The following is a 17,068-nucleotide window of genomic DNA, read 5'->3' as shown; positions in this document are numbered from 1 at the left end:
TCACACCGGTCGGATAAAGGCCTAAAACTCGCCAATACAATCCAACCCACCTCAACAATCAGCTTGAAAAGGACGCCATGGACCGCTTCGATGCCATGCAACTTTTCACCCGCATCGTCGAGCTCGGCAGCTTCACGCAGGCCGCCAATGCACTCGACATCCCGCGCGCCACCGCCACCCATGCGCTCAAGGCGCTGGAAGCCAGGCTGCAGGTGCGGCTGCTCGAACGCACCACGCGCCAGGTGCGCACCACGGTCGACGGCCAGGCCTTCTACGAGCGCTGCCGCCACCTGCTGCGCGACCTGGAGGACGCCGAGTCCTCGCTCGCGCAGCTGGCGGTCAACCCGCGCGGGCGGCTGCGCATCGACATCCACGGCGCCGCCGCGAACGACCTGCTGCTGCCGCGCATCGGCGAGTTCCATGCGCGCTATCCGAACATCGAGATGGTGATGGGCAGCGGCGACCGTCTGGTGGACCTGGTGCGCGAGGGCGTGGACTGCGTGGTGCGCGGCGGCGAGCCGCGCGATTCGTCGCTGGTCACGCGCCGGCTCGCGCTGGTGCCGCAGGTGACCTGCGCGAGCCCGGCCTACCTCGCGGCCCATGGCACGCCGCTGCAGCCGGCCGACCTGGCGCGGCACCTGGGCGTGAACTTCTTCTCCGCCGCGCGGCCCGACGTCTTCCCCTACCTGTTCGAGGTCGACGGCAAGGTCGAGGAGCACACGCTGCAGGGCTGGATCAGCGTCAACGGCGCCGACAGCTACAAGCTTTGCGCCGAGCAGGGCTGCGGAATCATCCAGGTGCCGCGCTACGGCATCGAGCGGCAGCTGCGCGAAGGCACGCTGGTCGAGATCCTGGCCCACACGCCCTGCCCGCCCATGGTCCATTCGGTGCTGTACCCGCACCACCGGCAGCTCTCGCCGCGGGTGCGGGTGTTCATCGACTGGGTGACGGCGATCTATGTCGAGCGCTTCGGCGCGCTGAAGTAGCGGCGGCGGCCCTCGCTCTGACGGCATCGTCCGACGTCGGGGGCGTCGCGGCTCCGGTAGCTTGCACAGCAACCCCAGGAGCCCGCCATGACCCGAAGCCTGCGCCAGACCCTCACCCGCCCGCCCGTCCTGATCGCCGTGGCGCTGGCCGCCGCACTGGTCGTCGCCGGCTGCGCCACGGCCTCCAAACCCAAGATTCCGCCGGTCGCGCAGGTGGACCTGCAGCGCTTCATGGGCGACTGGTACGTGATCGGCAACATCCCGACCCGTCCCGAGCGCGATGCCTTCAACGCGGTGGAGTCGTACACGCTGCAGCCCGACGGCCGGATCGCGACGCGCTTTCGCTACCGCGAGGGCAGCTTCGACGCAGAAGTGAAGACCATGCATCCCGAAGGCACGGTGGTGCCGGGCACCGGCAATGCGGTGTGGGGCATGCAGTTCATCTGGCCGATCAAGGCCGAGTACGTGATCGTCGACATCGACCCCGACTACCAGCTCACCATCGTCGGGCGCAGCGACCGCGACTACGCCTGGATCATGGCGCGCACGCCGACCATTCCCGAGCCACGCTACCAGGCGGCGGTGGCACGCCTTGTCGCGCTGGGCTACACGACCGACAAGCTGCGCCGGGTGCCGCAGCAATGGCCTGAGCCCACGGGCACGCCCTAGAAATCCATCGTCGCCGACAGCTGCGCCGCGGGCCGGGATCCCTCTTTTTCCAGGTCTGGCAAGATCCGGCCGGAAGCCGCCCCGCGAGCGCGTCGCTGACTGCGCTCGCGCCGATGCGGCCTTCTGTTTTTCCAACACCTGAGGAGAGATCACCATGGCAAAAGCCTACTGGGTCAGTGCGTACCGTGCGGTCAAGGACGCCGACAAACTCGCAGCCTATGCAGCACTGGCCGGCCCGGCCATCACCGCCGGCGGCGGACGCTTCCTGGCCCGGGGACTGCCGGCCGAGGTCTACGAATTCGGCCTGGCCCAACGGACCGTGCTGATCGAATTCGACAGCGTCGAACAGGCGAAATCGGTTCATGACAGTCCTGCCTACCAGGCCGCGCTCGATGCGCTGGGCGACGGTGCCGAGCGGGACCTGCGGATCGTCGAAGGGGTGTGAGGCGCGCCGGGTAAAGGTTGCGCGAGATGCGGCCAGGGACCAACCTCCGCGCCTTGCTCCCCTGCGCTGGCTATGGAATGGAAAACATACGCATCACCGCCGCCACCGCCGAAGAAGTCCGCTCCGGCGAGCTCGGCCGCCGACTGCGCCACCACAACCATGGCTTTGTCGGCGAGTATCCCGAGCAGCAGTACATCCGGCTCAACGCCAGAGACGCCAACGGCCGATCGGTGGGCGGATTGCGAGGCTTCGTGTTTCTCTACTGGCTCAGCATCGACGTGCTGTTTGTCGAGGCCGATGCGCGTGGCGCGGGCCTGGGCAGCCGCCTGCTCGCCGAAGCGGAGCGGCAAGCCATCGCATGGGGCGCCAGGAACGCGAAGCTCGAAACCTTCGAGTGGCAAGCGCCCGCGTTCTACCGGCGGCACGGCTACGAGGAGTACGCGCGCGTCGACGACTATGCGTCGGGTTTCTACCTTGCCTCCATGAAGAAATCGCTGGCGCGCTGAGCGCGCGTCACAGTCTTGATCCAGCCGCTGCAGCCAGGACCGCTCATTCGCCCGCACAGTTCAATCGACGATTGGCATGAAGCTCTTGCATGCTGAGTGCATGACTCAACGCCTTCCCCGGAACCATTTTTTCGCGCGATCCAGTGTCTCGCGCTGGGTTCCGTTGTGATTCTCGTTGGCTGCGCGGGCTCGCTCTACTGGCTCTTTCACGGCGGTGTCTTTGCAACCTCGAGATTCGATCCGACCTGCCCCGCCTAAAAGCGGTCCCTGTGCTTCATCATCGCAACCGCCTCCTCGCGGTATAAGCAGTGGGCACGTCGGACCCATCGCGGGCACTGTGCGCTCTCCGGAAGCAGTCGTTCAACGCGCGTGTCGACCAGCGAACCGTCTGCTGCAACCGAGGGTCAGCCACAAGCGCGCCGGTAATGCATTGCGACCGCGCCGTTGCGGAGCGGCTTCGCCGAGACCAACTCCAGCCGTCGCGTGCTGGGCAGCCCGCCCTGGTACAGGGTCGGACCGTGGCCGGCGATCCTGGGGTGGACGAGAAACCTGTATTCGTCGATCAGGTCCAGCCGGTCCAGCCCGCTCGCGAGCCTGGCGCTGCCAAGCAGCACGCCGGCCGGGGTCGCGTCCTTGAGCTGTTGCACGCCCGTGCGCAAATCGCCGGCGATGGCGTGGCTGTGAGTCCAGGGGAAGTCCGTTCGCGTCGACGACACGACGTACTTCGGCTTGGTCTCCAGCTGGAGCGCCCATTCGCGCACCGTCGGCGGCGCCGCCACATCACCGCGGGCGACCGCCGGCCAGTGGCTCTCCATCATCTCGTAGGTGGTGCGGCCCCACAGCATCGCGCCACTCTGCTCCATGAGGCGGATGAAGAAGGCGTGCGTCTCGTCGTCGGCGATGCCTTCCTGGTGGTCGACGCAGCCGTCCAGGGTGAGGTTGAGGCTGAAGGTGAGCAGTCCCATGCGAGTCTCCTGCAAGTTGGGGCGGCCCACAGACGAGTGGCTGCTCGGTCGGCAGGACCGGCCGCCTTCGGAGCGCAGGGCCGCACCGTGAATGAGCATTCGTGGCCGACTGTAGCCGCTCTCGATGCAAGCGCCTTCGCGCGCCGTGCGAAGTCTTCGCACGCTCTCCGCCTCACCCATCGCTACCGCATCAGCAGCCTCGGCAACGCCGCGGCCAGCAGCACGACACCCGACACCGTCAGCAGCCCCAGCACCACCTGCCGGAAGCGGGCTTCGCTGATGCCCACATAGAGCCGGGCGCCCAGCAGCGTGGGCACCAGCATGGCCGGCGCCACGATGGCGAACAGCGGCAGCATCTCGCGCGTGACGATGCCGGTCGCAAGGTAGGTGGCCATCGTCACGGCCAGCATCGACAGGTTGAAGTTCTGGATCACCGCGCGCTGGGTGTCCTTGTCGAAGCCGCGCAGCGTGCACCACAGCGTGGGCAAGGTGCCGGTGAAGCCGCCGATGCCGCCCATCACACCCCCTGCCAGGCCCACTGCGCCGTCGGCCAGCCGGCCGCCGAAACGGATGCGCGGCAGCCGCTTCGCCATCAGCATGGCCGGGCACCAGACGATGAGCAGGCCACCCAGCACCGCCTTGAACGCGTCCACGTCCAGCCGCGGCAGCAGCCACACGCCCGCGGGCACGCCCGCCAGGCCGCCCAGCACGAAGGGCAGCAGCCGCTGGACATCGAAGCCGCGCCGCACCGAGACCGCCGCGATGACCTGGCCGGTCAGGGCGCCGAACACCGCCAGCACGGCCGCCAGGCGCGGCTCCAGTGCCCAGGCCCAGAAGGACATGGCCACCAGACCGAAGGCAAAGCCCGACAGGCCCTGCACGAAACCGGCGACCACCGCCCCCAGTGCCACGATGAAATAGATCGACTCCATGCCCTGTCCGCTCCTGTGTGTCTTGCGATGGCGATGCCGCATTGTGGCCAGGGGGCATAAGCCGATCATTCGAATTGCGTATCGAGGCATCATGATTTCCTCATGACCTCGACAACGACCTCCTCCTCCGACGACATCCAGGCGCGGCTCGCCTCGCGGCTCAAGATGCGCCACCTGCAGCTGCTGCGCCTGATCGCGCAGCACGGCTCGCTGACGCGGGTGGCCGAGCACATGGCGACCAGCCAGCCGGCCGTGACGCATGCGCTGGCCGAACTCGAGGCGATGTTCGGCGCGCCGCTGTTCACGCGCTCGGCGCGCGGCATGGCGCCGACGGCGCTGGGCGAGGTGGCGCTGAGCCGTGCCCAGGCCATGCTGCAGGACCTGGGTCACTGGGTGCGCGACATGGAGGCCGCGCGTGCCGGCCGCGCCGCGCACCTGCAGGTGGGCGTGATCCCGTTCATCCCGGGTCGCCTGCTGGCCCAGGCCATCGGCCGCACCCGGCCGCAGGACCGGGGCATCACGGTGACGATCCACGAAGGCACCAGCGACCATCTGCTGGCCCGGCTGCGCGGCCATGAACTCGACTGCGTGATCGGCCGGACCTCGGCCGTGCTGGCCATGGACGGCCTGGTGCACGAGGTGCTCTACGAACAGGAGCCCCGGCTGGTGGCGCACCGGCGCCTGGCGACGCGGCTGGGCCGCAGGCCGCTGTCGTGGCCCGAACTGGCGCAGTTGGACTGGGTGCTGGGCCAGCGCAACACGCCGATGCGCGAGCAGATCACCGACTTCTTCCTGCGCGCGGGCGTGGCTCCGCCCGCGCCGATGGTCGAGAGCCTGTCGGCCAAGGTGATCGGGGAACTGATCGCGGCCAACGAGCGCGCGGTGTCCATCGTGCCGGCGGACATCGCCGAGGAGCTGGCCCGCCTGGCGGGTGTGGGCGTGGTCGGCCATCGCTTCGGCTGGACGCTGCCGCCCGTGACGCTGTTCCGGCGCGCAGAAGCCTCGCTGCGAGAGGCCGATGCGCTCTTCGTGCAGGCGCTGCGCGCGGTGTGCGGCGCGCACTGATGCACTTCGCGTCCCCTGTGCCTGCGAACTGATTCGCTGAAATCTACCAATATGGTCTGGTTTCATCTATATTGGTTTACATTACGGGCGCGCTGACGCTAGGGGCACCGGGCCCCTGCATGCGATCCGCGCGCGCGAAGAACTGCCAATGACCGACAAGACCGATATCCGCCCCGTCCTGCGCGTGCCGCCCTCCGTGTGGCGCGGCGTGGGGATCTGCCTCGCCTACGCGGCAGTGTTCTACGCCGCCTTCGTCCTGGTCGGCATCGACTACGCGCGCATCGGCGAGAGCGCCCAGACCCTTCGCACCTGGTTGCTGCCCCCGACCGTCGCCGGCTTCGTGGTGGCCTTGGGCTCGGTCTGGGCTTATGGCTGGTGGCGCCCCGCGCTGACCGAGCGGCGCCGGCTGGCGCGCTGGGCCATGGTCGTGCCCGCCCTCGCGGCGCTGGTGGCAGTAGGGAACATGCTGTTCGGCGACTACCGAAGCGTCACGCCCGAGATGTGGCGCTACCTCGTCGGCGGCTGCCTCGTGGTCGGCTTCAACGAGGAAATGGTCCACCGCGGCACGCTGATCGTCGCGCTGCGCAGCCGCTTCGGCGAGACGGGCGTGTGGCTGCTGTCGACCGCGATGTTCGCGCTGTTCCACTTGCCAAACATCTTCTTCGGCATCGGCGCGCTGGCGATCGTGCAGGTGTTCATCGCCTTCGGCATGGGCTCGGTGTTCTACCTCGCGCGCCGCACCACCGGGTCGCTCATCCCGGCCATGCTTCTGCACGGACTGTGGGACCTGTCGGTGTTCTCCGCGCACGTGCCCTACAGCGGCCTGCTGGCACCGCTGCTCGGGATCGCCGCCGTGATCGTCACCCTCAAGGTGCTGGCCCGCGAGCGGCGCGAGAACGCCGCCCATCGGGTCGCCATCACCCGCTGGCTGAGAAAGGCCGGTTGACGCGATGCCTCACCCTTTTCCCTGCCTCGCGGGGGGCCAAGGCCGTCCCGCCTCCGGCGCGGCCATGAGAGCATTCCGCGGATGCACAGCCCCACCCTGCCGTCCCTCGACCTGCAGCGGCAGTTCGCCCACATGCAGAGCGGACAGATGTACAACGACCTGACGGCGGAACTGGTGGCCGCGCGCCAGCAGGCCGTGCTGTTGACCAACGCCTACAACCAGTCCTTCTCGCGCCCGGCCGCCGAGCGGGAAGCGCTGCTGGCTGAGCTTCTGGGATCGGTCGGCCGCGGCGTGCATTTCGAGCCCACCTTCCGCTGCGAGTTCGGACGCAACATCCACATCGGCAACAACTTCTACGCCAACTTCGATTGCGTGATGCTCGACGGCGGCGGGATCTTCATCGGCGACGACGTGCTGCTGGCACCGCGTGTGGGCATCTACACCAGCAACCACGCACTTGACCCCGCGGAGCGCGCGGCGGGCGGCTGCCGCGCCAAGCCGGTGCGGATCGGCCATCGCGTGTGGATCGGCGCCGGCGTGCACCTGAACCCTGGCGTGACGATCGGCGAGGGCTCGATCGTCGGCTCGGGCAGCGTGGTCACGAGCGACATCCCCGCGGGCGTGATCGCCGCCGGCGCGCCTTGCCGGGTGCTGCGCGCGATCACGGACCAGGACCGCACGGGCTACAGGCCCTGAGGCCGCCGGCCGCGCTCAATCGTCGGCCACCAGCTTGAACTCCCGCAGCAGCGCGCCGATCTGGGTGCTGTCGAGCTTCTTCATCAGCAGGTTGCGCAGGAAGGCCGGGCCCGGAATGTCGAGTTCCTTGCCGTCGCGCAGCCGGCCGGTCGCGGCCAGCAGCGTGCGGATGTCGTAGGTGGAGTTGAACACCTCCGGCACGCCGCGCTCGACGCCCAGCAGCGTGTAGACGGCCTCCATCGGCGTGCGCACCGAGTACTCGGTGGTGAAGATGCAATCGCGCTGCTTCGACTCGGCGAACTGGCCGATGAAGGCGAAGTTGACCGCCCCCTCGGGCACAACGTCCGGCCGGTCGCCGGCCTGGCGCGGCATGAAGAAGGCCGTGATGTACGGCATCATCACCGGCACGGTCTTCGCGCCGGTCGCGGCCAGTTCGGCGATGTCCTCGACCGGCACGCCCAGGTGGTAGAGCCATTCCTGTGTGATCTCCTCGCCCGTGCAGTCCTGCATCGGCTTCTTCACGTAATCGCCGGGCGTGTCCACGAACAGCGCATAGACCCAGACCACGATCTGGTCCTTGGGCTGCTGCTTGAAATGCGGCTGCCGGTTCACCGTCCAGCTCATCAGCCAGGCTGAGTCCCGGGCGGTGACGATGCCACCGGTCACCACCTTGCCGCTGAACGGGTCGCGCTTGGCGATCTTCTGGATGTATTGCGGAATCCGCGCATCGAGCGTGGTGACGGTGGCCGACTCCCACTTGGTCTCGGGGATGTGCGCGCCGAACACGTCGGGCCGGCCGAAGGCCCGGTCCTTGGCGGCGATGCGTCGCCACAGGTCCCACGCCGGCGCGGGACCCTCGTCGAGCCTGGCGGGCGTCTGGTGGTCGCCGTTATCGGAATTCTCGGTGAGCGAGCCGATGGTCATGAACACCAGGTCGTCGGGTGCCAGGTCGACCCCGCCGGCCGCACCGTCCTTCGTCCAGTGGATGCATGTGGCCTGCTTGCGCCCGGCCGCGATGTCGAAGTCGACATCGGTGACCTCGGTGCCGTACTGGAACACCACGCCCTTCTCCTGCAGCCACGCGACCAGCGGCAGCACCAGCGACTCGTACTGGTTGAACTTGGTGAACTTGAGCGCGGAGAAGTCCGGCAGCCCGCCGATGTGGTGGATGAAGCGGTGCAGGTACAGCTTCATCTCGAGGGCCGAATGCCACTCCTCGAAGGCGAACATGGTGCGCCAGTAGAGCCAGAAGTTGCTGTCGAGGAAGTCGCGCCCCAGCACCTCGTCGATGCGCTTGTTCTCCATCTCGGCCCGGGTCGAGAGGAACATCTTGACGACCTCCTTCTGCGCCTGGTCGCTGAGCGTGAACAGGCCATCGGTGTGGGCGTCCTCGCCGCGGTTCATCGTGGCGCGCTGCAAGGAATAATTCGGGTCGTCCTTGTCGAGCCAGTAGAACTCGTCGAGCACGCTCGCGCCGTCGACCTCGAGCGAGGGAATCGAGCGGAACAGGTCCCACAGGCATTCGAAGTGGTTCTCCATCTCGCGCCCGCCGCGGATCACGAAGCCCTTCTCCGGCACCTTGAGCCCGTCGAGCGCGCCACCGGGCAGCGCGAGCCGCTCGAGGATGGTGATCCGGTTCCCCGGCATGTGTCCGTCGCGGATCAGGAAGGCCGCGCCCGCCAGGGCTGCCAGGCCCGAACCGACGAACCATGCCGTCTTGTTCTCCACGCCCTGGGGCTTGCGCGGCCGGGCGAAGGCCTCGTAGTTGCCACTGCTGTAGTACATGCTTGTGTGTCCTTTGCCGCGCTGCCGCGGCCGTTGCGGTCCGCGGGAATGTTAGGCGCCTTCGGGCGCAGCAACGGCGCGGGCGGCCCGCATCTGGCGCGCTCTTGATCTGGCGCAAGGGTCCGGCGAAAGCCCACCGGCGACCGGCGGACGCCGAGTACGGCATGATTCGCCCCTGCATTGGCACGACATGTGCGTTCGGCGGCTGCATCCGCTCCCCTGCCCTTTCCATGAACCGCCACGGCGCCGCCTTCCTCCACACCGTCATGGACCTGCTGGTCGACGCCATCTGCGTGGTCGACGCTTCGGGCCGCTTCGTCTTCCTGAGCGCGGCCTGCGAGCGGATCTTCGGCTACACCGCCGAGGAAATGGTCGGCCAGCCGATGATCGACTTCGTCTGGCCCGAAGACCGCGCCAGGACGCTCGAAGGCGTGGACAAGGTCATCGCCGGCGTCCAGGACCCGCACTTCGAGAACCGCTACCGGCGCAAGGACGGGCGCCCGGTGTACATCATGTGGTCGGCGCGCTGGTCCGAGGCCGACCAGGTGCGGGTGGCCGTGGCGCGCGACGTGACCGAGCGGCGGCGCGCCGAATCGATGCGCGCCGCGCTGTACGCGGTGTCCGAGGCCGCGCACACGGCCGAAGACCTGGTCGCGCTGTTTGAACGCGTGCACCGGATCGTGGGCGACCTGCTGCCGGCGCTGAACTTCTTCGTCGCCCTCTACGACGAGGCCACCGATGCGCTGACCTTCCCCTACTACGTCGACACCCATCACACGCCGCCCGCGCCGCTGACCCTGAGCGCCGGCACGCTGAGCGCCGAGGTGATCCGCAGCGGCCAGCCGCTGTTGCTGCGCTCCGACACCCCGACCCCGCTGCCGGCGCGCGTGAAGCTCGACGTCGGCAAGGGCTCGCTCGACTGGCTGGGCGTGCCGCTGCACACACAACAGGGCATCCTCGGCGTGCTGGTGGTGCAGAGCTATTCGGGCGACGAGCGCTACAGCGACGCCGATGTCGAGCTGCTGCAGTTCGTTGCGGACCAGGTCGCGACCGCGATCGAACGCAAGCGCCGCGACACCTGGCTGCGGCACATCGCGCGCCACGACCCGCTGACCGACCTGCCCAACCGCGCGCTGCTGCACGACCGCATGGAGGCCGCCCTGCAGCGGGCCCGCACGACCTCGTCGCGCTTCGCGGTGGTCTACCTCGACCTGGACATGTTCAAGCAGGTCAACGACAGCTTCGGCCATGCGGTGGGCGACCTGCTGCTGCAGGAGACCGCGCTGCGGCTGCGCCACTGCATGGGGCCGGCCGATACCGTCGGGCGCATCGGCGGCGACGAGTTCCTGGTGTTGCTGGACAACGACCCTTCGGCCGGCCAGGCGATGGCGGTCGCCGGGCGCATCCTCAGCGTGCTGCGCCTGCCCTTCGTGCTGGCCGAGCGGCAGCTGCAGGTGTCGCCGAGCATCGGCATCGCGCTGTACCCCGAGCACGGCGACGACTACAAACAGCTGATCCGCTACGCCGACGAGGCGATGTATGCGGCCAAGAAGTCGGGCGGCAACCGCGCGCTGCTCACGCGCATCGGCGCCGAGACGCCGGACTGAGCCTACAAGGCGCGCGCGCCGATTGCGCTAAGGTGCGGCGATGCGGCTGCCGACCGGCGGCCCGCTCTCCGCTTCCGAGGATCCGCGCCATGTCCACGCCCCTGCCCACCAACGCACCCAAGCGCCAGCATTTCTCCATGATCCGCGGCTTCCACCTGGCCGACGTGTTCACGCTGGGCAATGCGGCCTGCGGCGTCGGCGCCGTCTTCCTGGCGATGGCCTACATGGCGAAGCCCTCGCTCTCGCATTTCCTCTGGGCCGCGGCGCTGGCACCGGCGGCCTTCGTGTTCGACGTGTTCGACGGCCGCATCGCGCGCTGGCGCCAGACCCATTCGGCGCTGGGGCGCGAGCTCGACTCGCTGGCCGACGTGATCTCCTTCGGCGTCGCACCCGCCGCGCTGGCCTTCGCGGCCGGCCTGTCCGGCGGCTGGGACTGCCTGGTGCTGGTCTACTTCGTCTGCTGCGGCGTGAGCCGGCTGGCGCGCTACAACGTCACGGCCGAGGCCCTGTCCGAGGGTGCCGACAAGGTCAAGTATTTCGAAGGCACGCCGATCCCGACCAGCGTGGTGCTGGTGGCCGTGCTGGCCTGGGCGGCATGGCAGGGCCGCGTGGGCGATGCGGTCTGGGGCGGTGCCTGGGTGCTCGGCCCGTGGCAGCTGCACCCGCTGGTCCTGCTGTTCGCGCTGTCGGGCACGCTGATGGTCAGCAAGACGCTGCGCATTCCCAAGTTCTGAGTCCCGCTGGACAAAGGAGGCCGACGATGGCCATGAAGCTCTACTTCGATCCGCACAGCCGCTCGCAGGTGGCCAAGTGGATGCTCGACGAGACCGGCGCCCCCTATGAGATCGTGACCACGCTCATCCGCGAGAAGGCGCACAAGAAACCCGACTACCTGAAAATCAATCCGGCGGGCAAGCTGCCGGCGCTGGTCGACGGCCGCACGCGCGTGTTCGAGAACGCCGCCATCTGCATGTACCTGGCCGAGAAGTTTCCCGGAAAGCGGCTGGCTCCGGCCATCGGCTCGCCCGATCGCGGGCGCTACCTGTCGCTGATGGTCTATTCGACCGCGCAGCTCGAGCCCGCGATGGGCGACAGCCTGCTGAAGATCCGCAGCAACAACAGCGCACGCGGCTGGACCGACTTCGAGACCGCCAAGGACGCAGTCGAACGCGAACTCGGCGACGGGCCCTACCTGTTCGGGTCACAGTTCACCGCGGCCGACGTGATGATCGGCGCCATGTTCATCTGGCACCGCGCGTTCGGCGGCCGCTCGAACCGCCCGAAGATCGACGCCTACATCCACCGGCTGCAGGCCCGCCCCAAGGGCATGCGTTTCGGCTGAAAGCGCGCGGCCTGCCGCACTGGCGACAACGCGCGGCAAAGGCTCGTCCTTTAATCGGCTGGCCTGTTCCCATTTCAAGAGAGACATCCGCATGACATCGAAGAAGCACGCCACGCCCTCCCGGTTTGCGCTCACGGCCCTGCCCGTGGGCCTGGCCGCCCTGCTCGCCGCCTGCGCCAGCACACCCCCGCCCGGCGGGCGCAGCGTGACCATCGAGCGCACCACCTTCGGCATCGCGCACATCACGGCGCCCGACTACGAAGGCCTGGCCTACGGCAGCGCCTATGCGCATGCGCAGGACAACGTCTGCCAGACCGCCGAGCACCTGCTGACGCTGCGCGGCGAGCGTTCGCAGTTCCTCGGTGCCCAGAACATGGGCGACCTGGGCCTGGGCCGCGTGCCTAACGCGCAGATCGACCTGTTCATCCGTTATCACATGGACGACGCCGCGCTGGCGCGCGCCGCGGCCACCACCGGTCCCGACGTGCAGGCCGCGTTGCGCGGCTACGTGGCCGGCTACAACCGCTACCTGCAGGACGCCGGGCAGAACGGAGGCCAGGGCTTGCCCGCCGAATGCCGCGGCAAGCCCTGGGTGCGGCCGATGACGCTGACCGACCTGTCACGCGCCACCGAGCAATCGATGATCCAGGGCGGCCTGGGTGCGCTGGCGGGCGCCGTGCTGGCGGCCGTGCCGCCCACGCCGGGCACGAAGACGGGCGCGGCGCCGGTCGACCTGCAGCAAGCCGTGGCCGAGATCGGCCGCCACAGCTTCAACGCCAACCCCGAAGGCGGCGAGCTCGGCTCCAACGGCTGGGCCTTCGGCCGCAACGCCACGCCCGACGGCCGTGGCCTGCTGCTGGGCAACCCGCACTTCCCATGGACCGGCACCAACCGCTTCTGGGAAATGCACCTGACCATTCCCGGCAAGGTCGACGTGATGGGCGCCACCGGCGGCCTGAGCCCGGTGGTGTCGATCGGGTTCAACAAGGACGTGGCCTGGACGCACACCGTCTCGACCGGCAAGCGCTTCACGCTGTACGAGCTCAAGCTCGACGCCACCGACCCGACCGTGTACTGGGTCGACGGCCAGCCCAGGAAGATGGTCGCGCGCACCGTGGTGCTGCCGGCTGCCGCCACGGGTGGTGCCACCCCGGTGCAACACACCTTCTATTCGACCGACTGGGGCCCCGTGATCTCGCTGCCGCGCGCCGGCCTCGGCTGGACCGCGCAGAAGGCCTACGCCATCCGCGACGCCAACACGCTCAACGTGCGCTCGGCCGAGAGCTGGATGAAGATGGCCCAGGCGCGCAACGTGGGCGAGCTGCGCGCAGCCATGGGCAACCAGGGCATGCCGTGGATCAACACCATCGCGGCCGACCGCGACGGCAACGCGATGTACGCCGACCTGTCGGTGGTGCCCGATGTGTCGGCCGACATGCTCAAGGCCTGCGCGCCCTCGCCCGCCGCGGCGGCGCTGCTCAACGCGGCCGGGCTGCCGGTGCTCGACGGTTCGCGCAGCGCCTGCGCCTGGAACCGCGACGCCACGGCCGCCGCGCCCGGCATCATCGCGCCGGCCCGCATGCCGGTCGTCATCACGCCCGACTACGTGCAGAACAGCAACGACGGCTTCTGGCTCAGCAACCCCGAGACCGCGCCGATGGCCGGCGTCTCGCCGCTGGTCGGCCCCATTGGTGTGCCGCAGCGGCTGCGCACGCGCAGCGCGATCATGGAAATCCGTGGGCGCCTGGCTGGCAACGACGGCCTGCCCGGCAACCGCATGGGCGCGGCCGAACTGCGCAGCGTGATCTTCCGCGACAAGAACCTCGCCGGCATGCTGGTGATGGACGACCTGCAGGCCGCCTGCCAGGCCAGCGCCAGCGCGCTGAACACCGACCAGGCCCTGGGCTGCCGCGTGCTGTCGGCCTGGGACCGGACCAGCAACGCCGACGCGAAGGGCGCGGCGCTGTTCCGCGAGTTCTGGCGCAAGACCAAGGACGTGCCGAAGGTCTGGCGCGTGCCCTTCGATCCGGCCCAGCCCGTGGCGACGCCGGCCGGCCTCGACATGGCCACGCCCGCCACGCGCGACGCGGTGCTCAAGGCGCTCGGCGACGCGGTCGGCATCCTGCGCACCGCCGGCTTCGCGGCCGACGTGCCGCTGGGCGTGCCGCAGTCGCGCACGGTGCGCGGCCAGAAGATCGCGCTGCATGGCGGCGACGAGTTCGAAGGCGTGCTCAACAAGCTCGAATCCCAGGGCCAGTCGCTGATCGACCCCAAGGGCTACAACGTCAACTACGGCAGCAGCTACATGCAGGTCGTGAGCTTCGACGCCAACGGCCCGGTCGCCCAAGGCCTGCTGACCTACGGCCAGAGCAGCGACCTGGCCTCGCCGCGCGCCTACGACCAGCTGCCGCTGTTCGCGGCCAAGCAGTGGCACCCGCTGCCCTTCCACCCCGCCGACGTGCGGGCACAGCGCGAGGGCACGCCGGTGCAGCTCGCCTACTGACATCATCTCGTCCATGTCCCCACAGATATCCCCCACCCACAGTGCCGGCAACGGCCTCGACCAGCTGATCCGGCTCGCGGCGGCGCAGCCGCTCGCGCCGGCCTGCGACCACTTCTACTTCCTGCGCCACGGCCAGACCGGCCGCAACGCCCAGCGCATCTTCCAGGCGCCCGACGAGCCGCTGAGCGAACTCGGCCTGCAGCAGGCGGCACAGGCCGCCGGGCTGCTGGCGGGCGAGCCGATCCGCACCATCGTCTGCAGCGACGCGCGGCGCGCCCTCGACACCGCGAACACCGTGGCCGCCGCGCTGCAGCTCACACCCACCGCGCACGAGGTGCTGCGCGAGCGCAACTTCGGCGCGCTCATCGGCACCTCGTCGGCCCAGATCGACTGGGCCTGCGAGCCCGAGGGCGGCGAGACGCTCGCGCAGTTCGTCGCTCGCAAGCGCGCCGCGCTCGACGCCGCCCTGCGCCAGCCCGGCCCGGTGCTCGTGGTGGCGCACGGCGGCACGCTGTACGCACTGGCCGCACTGCTGGGCGTGCCGGTCGATTTCAAGCTCCTGGGCAATGCGCAGCCATTGCGTTTCGAACGCAGCGGCACCACATGGGCCGTGACGCCGCTGCTGCGGCACGCAGACACGGACGGCGAAGCGGCCCTGGCCTAGCACCCCGCAGAACGCCCCGACCGCTCGCGTCGCCCACCCAAGGAACCGCCACGCACCATGGAATTCAAGGACTACTACAGCGCTCTGGGCATCGACCGCACCGCGTCCGACGACGAGGTGCGCAAGGCCTACCGCAAGCTCGCCCGCAAGTACCACCCCGACGTCAGCAAGGAACCCGACGCCGAGCAGCGTATGCGCGACGTCAACGAGGCCAAGGACGTGCTGGGCGACAAGGAGAAGCGCGCCGCCTACGACGCGCTGGCCGAGCGCGTCGCGCGCGGCGGCAGCCCCGACGGCCACTTCCAGCCGCCGCCCGGCTGGGACGAAGGCTTCGAGTTCCACCGCGGCCCGCCGACCGGCGCCCACGGCCCGGCCGACCAGGCCGAGTTCAGCGAGTTCTTCTCTTCGCTGTTCGGCGCCTCGGAGCGCCGCAGCGCGGCACGACAGAACTACCGCGCACGCGGCGAGGACCACCACGCCGCGATCGAGATCACGCTGGAAGAGGCGCTGGGGGGCGCCGAGCGCGAGATCTCGCTGCGCGGCATCGAGACCGGCGCCGACGGCCAGCCCGCGCTCCAGACCCGCACGCTGAGCGTGAAGATCCCGGCCGGCGTCCATCCGGGCCAGTACATCCGGCTCGCCAAGCAAGGCATGCCGGGCCACGGCGGCGAGCCGGCCGGCGACCTCTACCTCGAAGTGCGCATCGCGCCGCATGCGCGCTACCGCATCGAGGGCCGCGACCTCTACATGACGCTGCCGGTGACGCCCAGCGAGGCCGCGCTCGGCGCCCAGGTCGAGGTGCCCGTCCCCACCGGCGGCACGGTCGAACTCACCGTGCCGGCCAAGGCCCGCAACGGCCTCAAGCTGCGGCTCAAGGGCCGCGGCTTTGCCGGCACGCCGCCCGGCGACCTGTACCTGCTGCTGGAGATCGCGCTGCCGCCGGCCGACACCGATGCCGTGCGGCAGGCCTACGAACGGCTGGCCGAGGCCAGCAGCGGCTTCCACCCGCGCCGCCACCTGGGAGTCTGAGCACCATGGCCCGTGTTTCCGTCACCACGACAACCACCACCACGCTCAGCGCGGCCCATCCGCTGGCCGCGCAGGAGTTGGCCCACGCCTGCGGCGCCGGCATCGAATGGGTGGTGCAGCTGGTCGAAGTCGGCATCGTCTCGGTGCCCTCGCGCAGCGAGCCGCCCAACGCCTGGCGCTTCCAGAGCGCCGACCTGCAGCAGGCCCTGGCGGCGCGCCGGCTCGAGCGCGACTTCGGCGTCGACCTCGATGCCGCGGCGCTGATCCTCGACCTGGAGCACGCGTTGCGGCGCGCCAGGGCGCTGCTGCGCTCGCACGGGATCGAGCCGGGCAGCTGAACGCAAGGGGCAGGCGGAATGCGCGGCCCTTGATGCAGCTCAGACGACGCCGCGCCGCGCGTTCGCACAATGCCTGTGATGCGGCGGGCGCCTCGACCTGCCGCCTTCTTCAGGAAACCCGTCCCATGCTTGCCTCCCGCTTCGCCCTTGCCCTGCTCGCCTTCGCCGCCGCGCCCGCCTTCGCCGCCGACTGCACGATCGAGATCGAGGGCAACGACGCCATGCAGTTCAACAGGCCGGTGATCGAAGTCAGCAAGGGCTGCAAGGAGTTCACCGTCAAGCTCAAGCACAGCGGCAAGCTGCCGAAGCAGGCCATGGGCCACAACTGGGTGCTGAGCAAGACGGCCGACGTGCAGGCGGTCGCGAGCGACGGCATCGCGGCTGGCGCGGCGCAGAACTACGTGAAGGCCGGCGATGCCCGCGTGCTGGCCCACACCCGGATCGTCGGCGGCGGCGAGAGCGACAGCGTGAGCTTCGCGGTCGCCAGGCTGGACGCGGCCGGCAGCTACACCTTCTTCTGCTCCTTCCCCGGCCACTCCTCGATCATGAAGGGCACGTTGAAGCTGGTGAAGTAGGGACGGCAGGCGGCC

At 69.4% G+C, this 17,068-nt stretch carries 18 protein-coding genes; 15 read left to right on the top strand and 3 right to left on the bottom strand.

Translation table 11 applies throughout. The annotated features are described in order from the left end of the window. Positions 1-77: 77 nt before the first annotated feature. The 4 genes from K0H49_RS11830 (at position 78) to K0H49_RS11815 (ending at position 2,606) form a co-directional block, all read left to right on the top strand. On the top strand, positions 78-986 hold the full coding sequence (locus K0H49_RS11830) for a LysR family transcriptional regulator (RefSeq protein WP_219212286.1): 909 nt from the start codon (positions 78-80) through the stop codon (positions 984-986). Between the two features lie 87 nt (positions 987-1,073). Then, positions 1,074-1,655: a lipocalin family protein gene (locus tag K0H49_RS11825; protein ID WP_219212284.1), complete on the top strand. Its 582-nt coding sequence runs from the start codon at positions 1,074-1,076 to the stop codon at positions 1,653-1,655. Positions 1,656-1,809: 154 nt separating this feature from the next. Further along, positions 1,810-2,100, top strand: a complete 291-nt coding sequence (locus K0H49_RS11820) for a DUF1330 domain-containing protein (protein ID WP_219212281.1) — start codon at positions 1,810-1,812, stop codon at positions 2,098-2,100. A gap of 77 nt (positions 2,101-2,177) precedes the next feature. Next, positions 2,178-2,606, top strand: a complete 429-nt coding sequence (locus K0H49_RS11815) for a GNAT family N-acetyltransferase (RefSeq protein ID WP_219212280.1) — start codon at positions 2,178-2,180, stop codon at positions 2,604-2,606. A 404-nt stretch (positions 2,607-3,010) separates the two neighbouring features. On the opposite strand, the gene K0H49_RS11810 is transcribed toward K0H49_RS11815, so the two are convergent. Both K0H49_RS11810 and K0H49_RS11805 read right to left on the bottom strand, forming a co-directional pair. After that, positions 3,011-3,571, bottom strand: a complete 561-nt coding sequence (locus tag K0H49_RS11810; protein WP_219212278.1) for a dihydrofolate reductase family protein — start codon at positions 3,569-3,571, stop codon at positions 3,011-3,013. A gap of 182 nt (positions 3,572-3,753) precedes the next feature. Further along, positions 3,754-4,503 carry a sulfite exporter TauE/SafE family protein gene (locus K0H49_RS11805; protein ID WP_219212275.1) on the bottom strand — a complete coding sequence of 250 codons (750 nt, stop codon included), beginning with the start codon at positions 4,501-4,503 and terminating at the stop codon, positions 3,754-3,756. 102 nt (positions 4,504-4,605) lie between these two features. Between K0H49_RS11805 and K0H49_RS11800 the strand changes: the two genes are divergently transcribed. The 3 genes from K0H49_RS11800 (at position 4,606) to K0H49_RS11790 (ending at position 7,210) form a co-directional block, all read left to right on the top strand. Beyond that, the gene (locus tag K0H49_RS11800) at positions 4,606-5,568 is read left to right on the top strand and encodes a LysR substrate-binding domain-containing protein (RefSeq protein WP_219212273.1); all 963 of its coding nucleotides are present in this window, start codon (positions 4,606-4,608) and stop codon (positions 5,566-5,568) included. A 148-nt stretch (positions 5,569-5,716) separates the two neighbouring features. Next, positions 5,717-6,514 carry a CPBP family intramembrane glutamic endopeptidase gene (locus K0H49_RS11795; protein ID WP_219212271.1) on the top strand — a complete coding sequence of 266 codons (798 nt, stop codon included), beginning with the start codon at positions 5,717-5,719 and terminating at the stop codon, positions 6,512-6,514. Between the two features lie 81 nt (positions 6,515-6,595). After that, the gene (locus K0H49_RS11790; protein WP_257624673.1) at positions 6,596-7,210 is read left to right on the top strand and encodes a sugar O-acetyltransferase; all 615 of its coding nucleotides are present in this window, start codon (positions 6,596-6,598) and stop codon (positions 7,208-7,210) included. Positions 7,211-7,225: 15 nt separating this feature from the next. Here the strand turns inward: K0H49_RS11790 and K0H49_RS11785 are convergent, their stop codons facing one another. Further along, positions 7,226-8,995: an oleate hydratase gene (locus K0H49_RS11785; RefSeq protein WP_219212269.1), complete on the bottom strand. Its 1,770-nt coding sequence runs from the start codon at positions 8,993-8,995 to the stop codon at positions 7,226-7,228. 230 nt (positions 8,996-9,225) lie between these two features. On the opposite strand from K0H49_RS11785, the gene K0H49_RS11780 reads away from it, so the two are divergent. From K0H49_RS11780 to azu, 8 genes are all read left to right on the top strand, one after another. Beyond that, positions 9,226-10,602: a sensor domain-containing protein gene (locus K0H49_RS11780; protein ID WP_219212266.1), complete on the top strand. Its 1,377-nt coding sequence runs from the start codon at positions 9,226-9,228 to the stop codon at positions 10,600-10,602. Positions 10,603-10,691: 89 nt separating this feature from the next. After that, entirely contained in the window at positions 10,692-11,336 is a 645-nt protein-coding gene (locus K0H49_RS11775; RefSeq protein WP_219212264.1) for a CDP-alcohol phosphatidyltransferase family protein, read from the top strand. A 26-nt stretch (positions 11,337-11,362) separates the two neighbouring features. Next, positions 11,363-11,944, top strand: coding sequence for a glutathione S-transferase family protein (locus K0H49_RS11770; RefSeq protein ID WP_219212262.1), 582 nt, complete (start codon positions 11,363-11,365; stop codon positions 11,942-11,944). A gap of 91 nt (positions 11,945-12,035) precedes the next feature. Continuing rightward, on the top strand, positions 12,036-14,447 hold the full coding sequence (locus K0H49_RS11765; protein ID WP_219212260.1) for a penicillin acylase family protein: 2,412 nt from the start codon (positions 12,036-12,038) through the stop codon (positions 14,445-14,447). Between the two features lie 13 nt (positions 14,448-14,460). Beyond that, a complete protein-coding gene (locus tag K0H49_RS11760; RefSeq protein ID WP_219212258.1) occupies positions 14,461-15,111 on the top strand; it encodes a histidine phosphatase family protein in 651 nt (216 codons plus the stop codon). A gap of 57 nt (positions 15,112-15,168) precedes the next feature. Beyond that, a complete protein-coding gene (locus K0H49_RS11755; protein ID WP_219212257.1) occupies positions 15,169-16,140 on the top strand; it encodes a DnaJ C-terminal domain-containing protein in 972 nt (323 codons plus the stop codon). A gap of 5 nt (positions 16,141-16,145) precedes the next feature. After that, entirely contained in the window at positions 16,146-16,478 is a 333-nt protein-coding gene (locus K0H49_RS11750; protein WP_219212255.1) for a chaperone modulator CbpM, read from the top strand. A gap of 125 nt (positions 16,479-16,603) precedes the next feature. Further along, a complete protein-coding gene (azu, locus tag K0H49_RS11745; RefSeq protein WP_219212253.1) occupies positions 16,604-17,053 on the top strand; it encodes an azurin in 450 nt (149 codons plus the stop codon). Positions 17,054-17,068: the final 15 nt, after the last annotated feature.

This window comes from Variovorax boronicumulans (assembly GCF_019352895.1).
Taxonomy (GTDB): domain Bacteria; phylum Pseudomonadota; class Gammaproteobacteria; order Burkholderiales; family Burkholderiaceae_C; genus Variovorax; species Variovorax boronicumulans_A.
Note: the sequence above shows the minus strand (reverse complement) of the source record. Positions and strands in the feature narration are given on the sequence as shown.

Excerpts from the sequence above, each read along its gene's own strand:
- K0H49_RS11830 (WP_219212286.1), top strand. The coding sequence starts at position 78 with ATGGACCGCTTCGATGCCATGCAACTTTTCACCCGCATCGTCGAGCTC.
- K0H49_RS11790 (WP_257624673.1), top strand. The coding sequence starts at position 6,596 with ATGCACAGCCCCACCCTGCCGTCCCTCGACCTGCAGCGGCAGTTCGCC.
- K0H49_RS11785 (WP_219212269.1), bottom strand. The coding sequence starts at position 8,995 with ATGTACTACAGCAGTGGCAACTACGAGGCCTTCGCCCGGCCGCGCAAG.
- K0H49_RS11805 (WP_219212275.1), bottom strand. The coding sequence starts at position 4,503 with ATGGAGTCGATCTATTTCATCGTGGCACTGGGGGCGGTGGTCGCCGGT.
- azu (WP_219212253.1), top strand. The coding sequence starts at position 16,604 with ATGCTTGCCTCCCGCTTCGCCCTTGCCCTGCTCGCCTTCGCCGCCGCG.
- K0H49_RS11755 (WP_219212257.1), top strand. The coding sequence starts at position 15,169 with ATGGAATTCAAGGACTACTACAGCGCTCTGGGCATCGACCGCACCGCG.
- K0H49_RS11770 (WP_219212262.1), top strand. The coding sequence starts at position 11,363 with ATGGCCATGAAGCTCTACTTCGATCCGCACAGCCGCTCGCAGGTGGCC.
- K0H49_RS11800 (WP_219212273.1), top strand. The coding sequence starts at position 4,606 with ATGACCTCGACAACGACCTCCTCCTCCGACGACATCCAGGCGCGGCTC.
- K0H49_RS11780 (WP_219212266.1), top strand. The coding sequence starts at position 9,226 with ATGAACCGCCACGGCGCCGCCTTCCTCCACACCGTCATGGACCTGCTG.
- K0H49_RS11795 (WP_219212271.1), top strand. The coding sequence starts at position 5,717 with ATGACCGACAAGACCGATATCCGCCCCGTCCTGCGCGTGCCGCCCTCC.
- K0H49_RS11815 (WP_219212280.1), top strand. The coding sequence starts at position 2,178 with ATGGAAAACATACGCATCACCGCCGCCACCGCCGAAGAAGTCCGCTCC.
- K0H49_RS11750 (WP_219212255.1), top strand. The coding sequence starts at position 16,146 with ATGGCCCGTGTTTCCGTCACCACGACAACCACCACCACGCTCAGCGCG.
- K0H49_RS11760 (WP_219212258.1), top strand. The coding sequence starts at position 14,461 with ATGTCCCCACAGATATCCCCCACCCACAGTGCCGGCAACGGCCTCGAC.
- K0H49_RS11765 (WP_219212260.1), top strand. The coding sequence starts at position 12,036 with ATGACATCGAAGAAGCACGCCACGCCCTCCCGGTTTGCGCTCACGGCC.
- K0H49_RS11775 (WP_219212264.1), top strand. The coding sequence starts at position 10,692 with ATGTCCACGCCCCTGCCCACCAACGCACCCAAGCGCCAGCATTTCTCC.
- K0H49_RS11810 (WP_219212278.1), bottom strand. The coding sequence starts at position 3,571 with ATGGGACTGCTCACCTTCAGCCTCAACCTCACCCTGGACGGCTGCGTC.
- K0H49_RS11825 (WP_219212284.1), top strand. The coding sequence starts at position 1,074 with ATGACCCGAAGCCTGCGCCAGACCCTCACCCGCCCGCCCGTCCTGATC.
- K0H49_RS11820 (WP_219212281.1), top strand. The coding sequence starts at position 1,810 with ATGGCAAAAGCCTACTGGGTCAGTGCGTACCGTGCGGTCAAGGACGCC.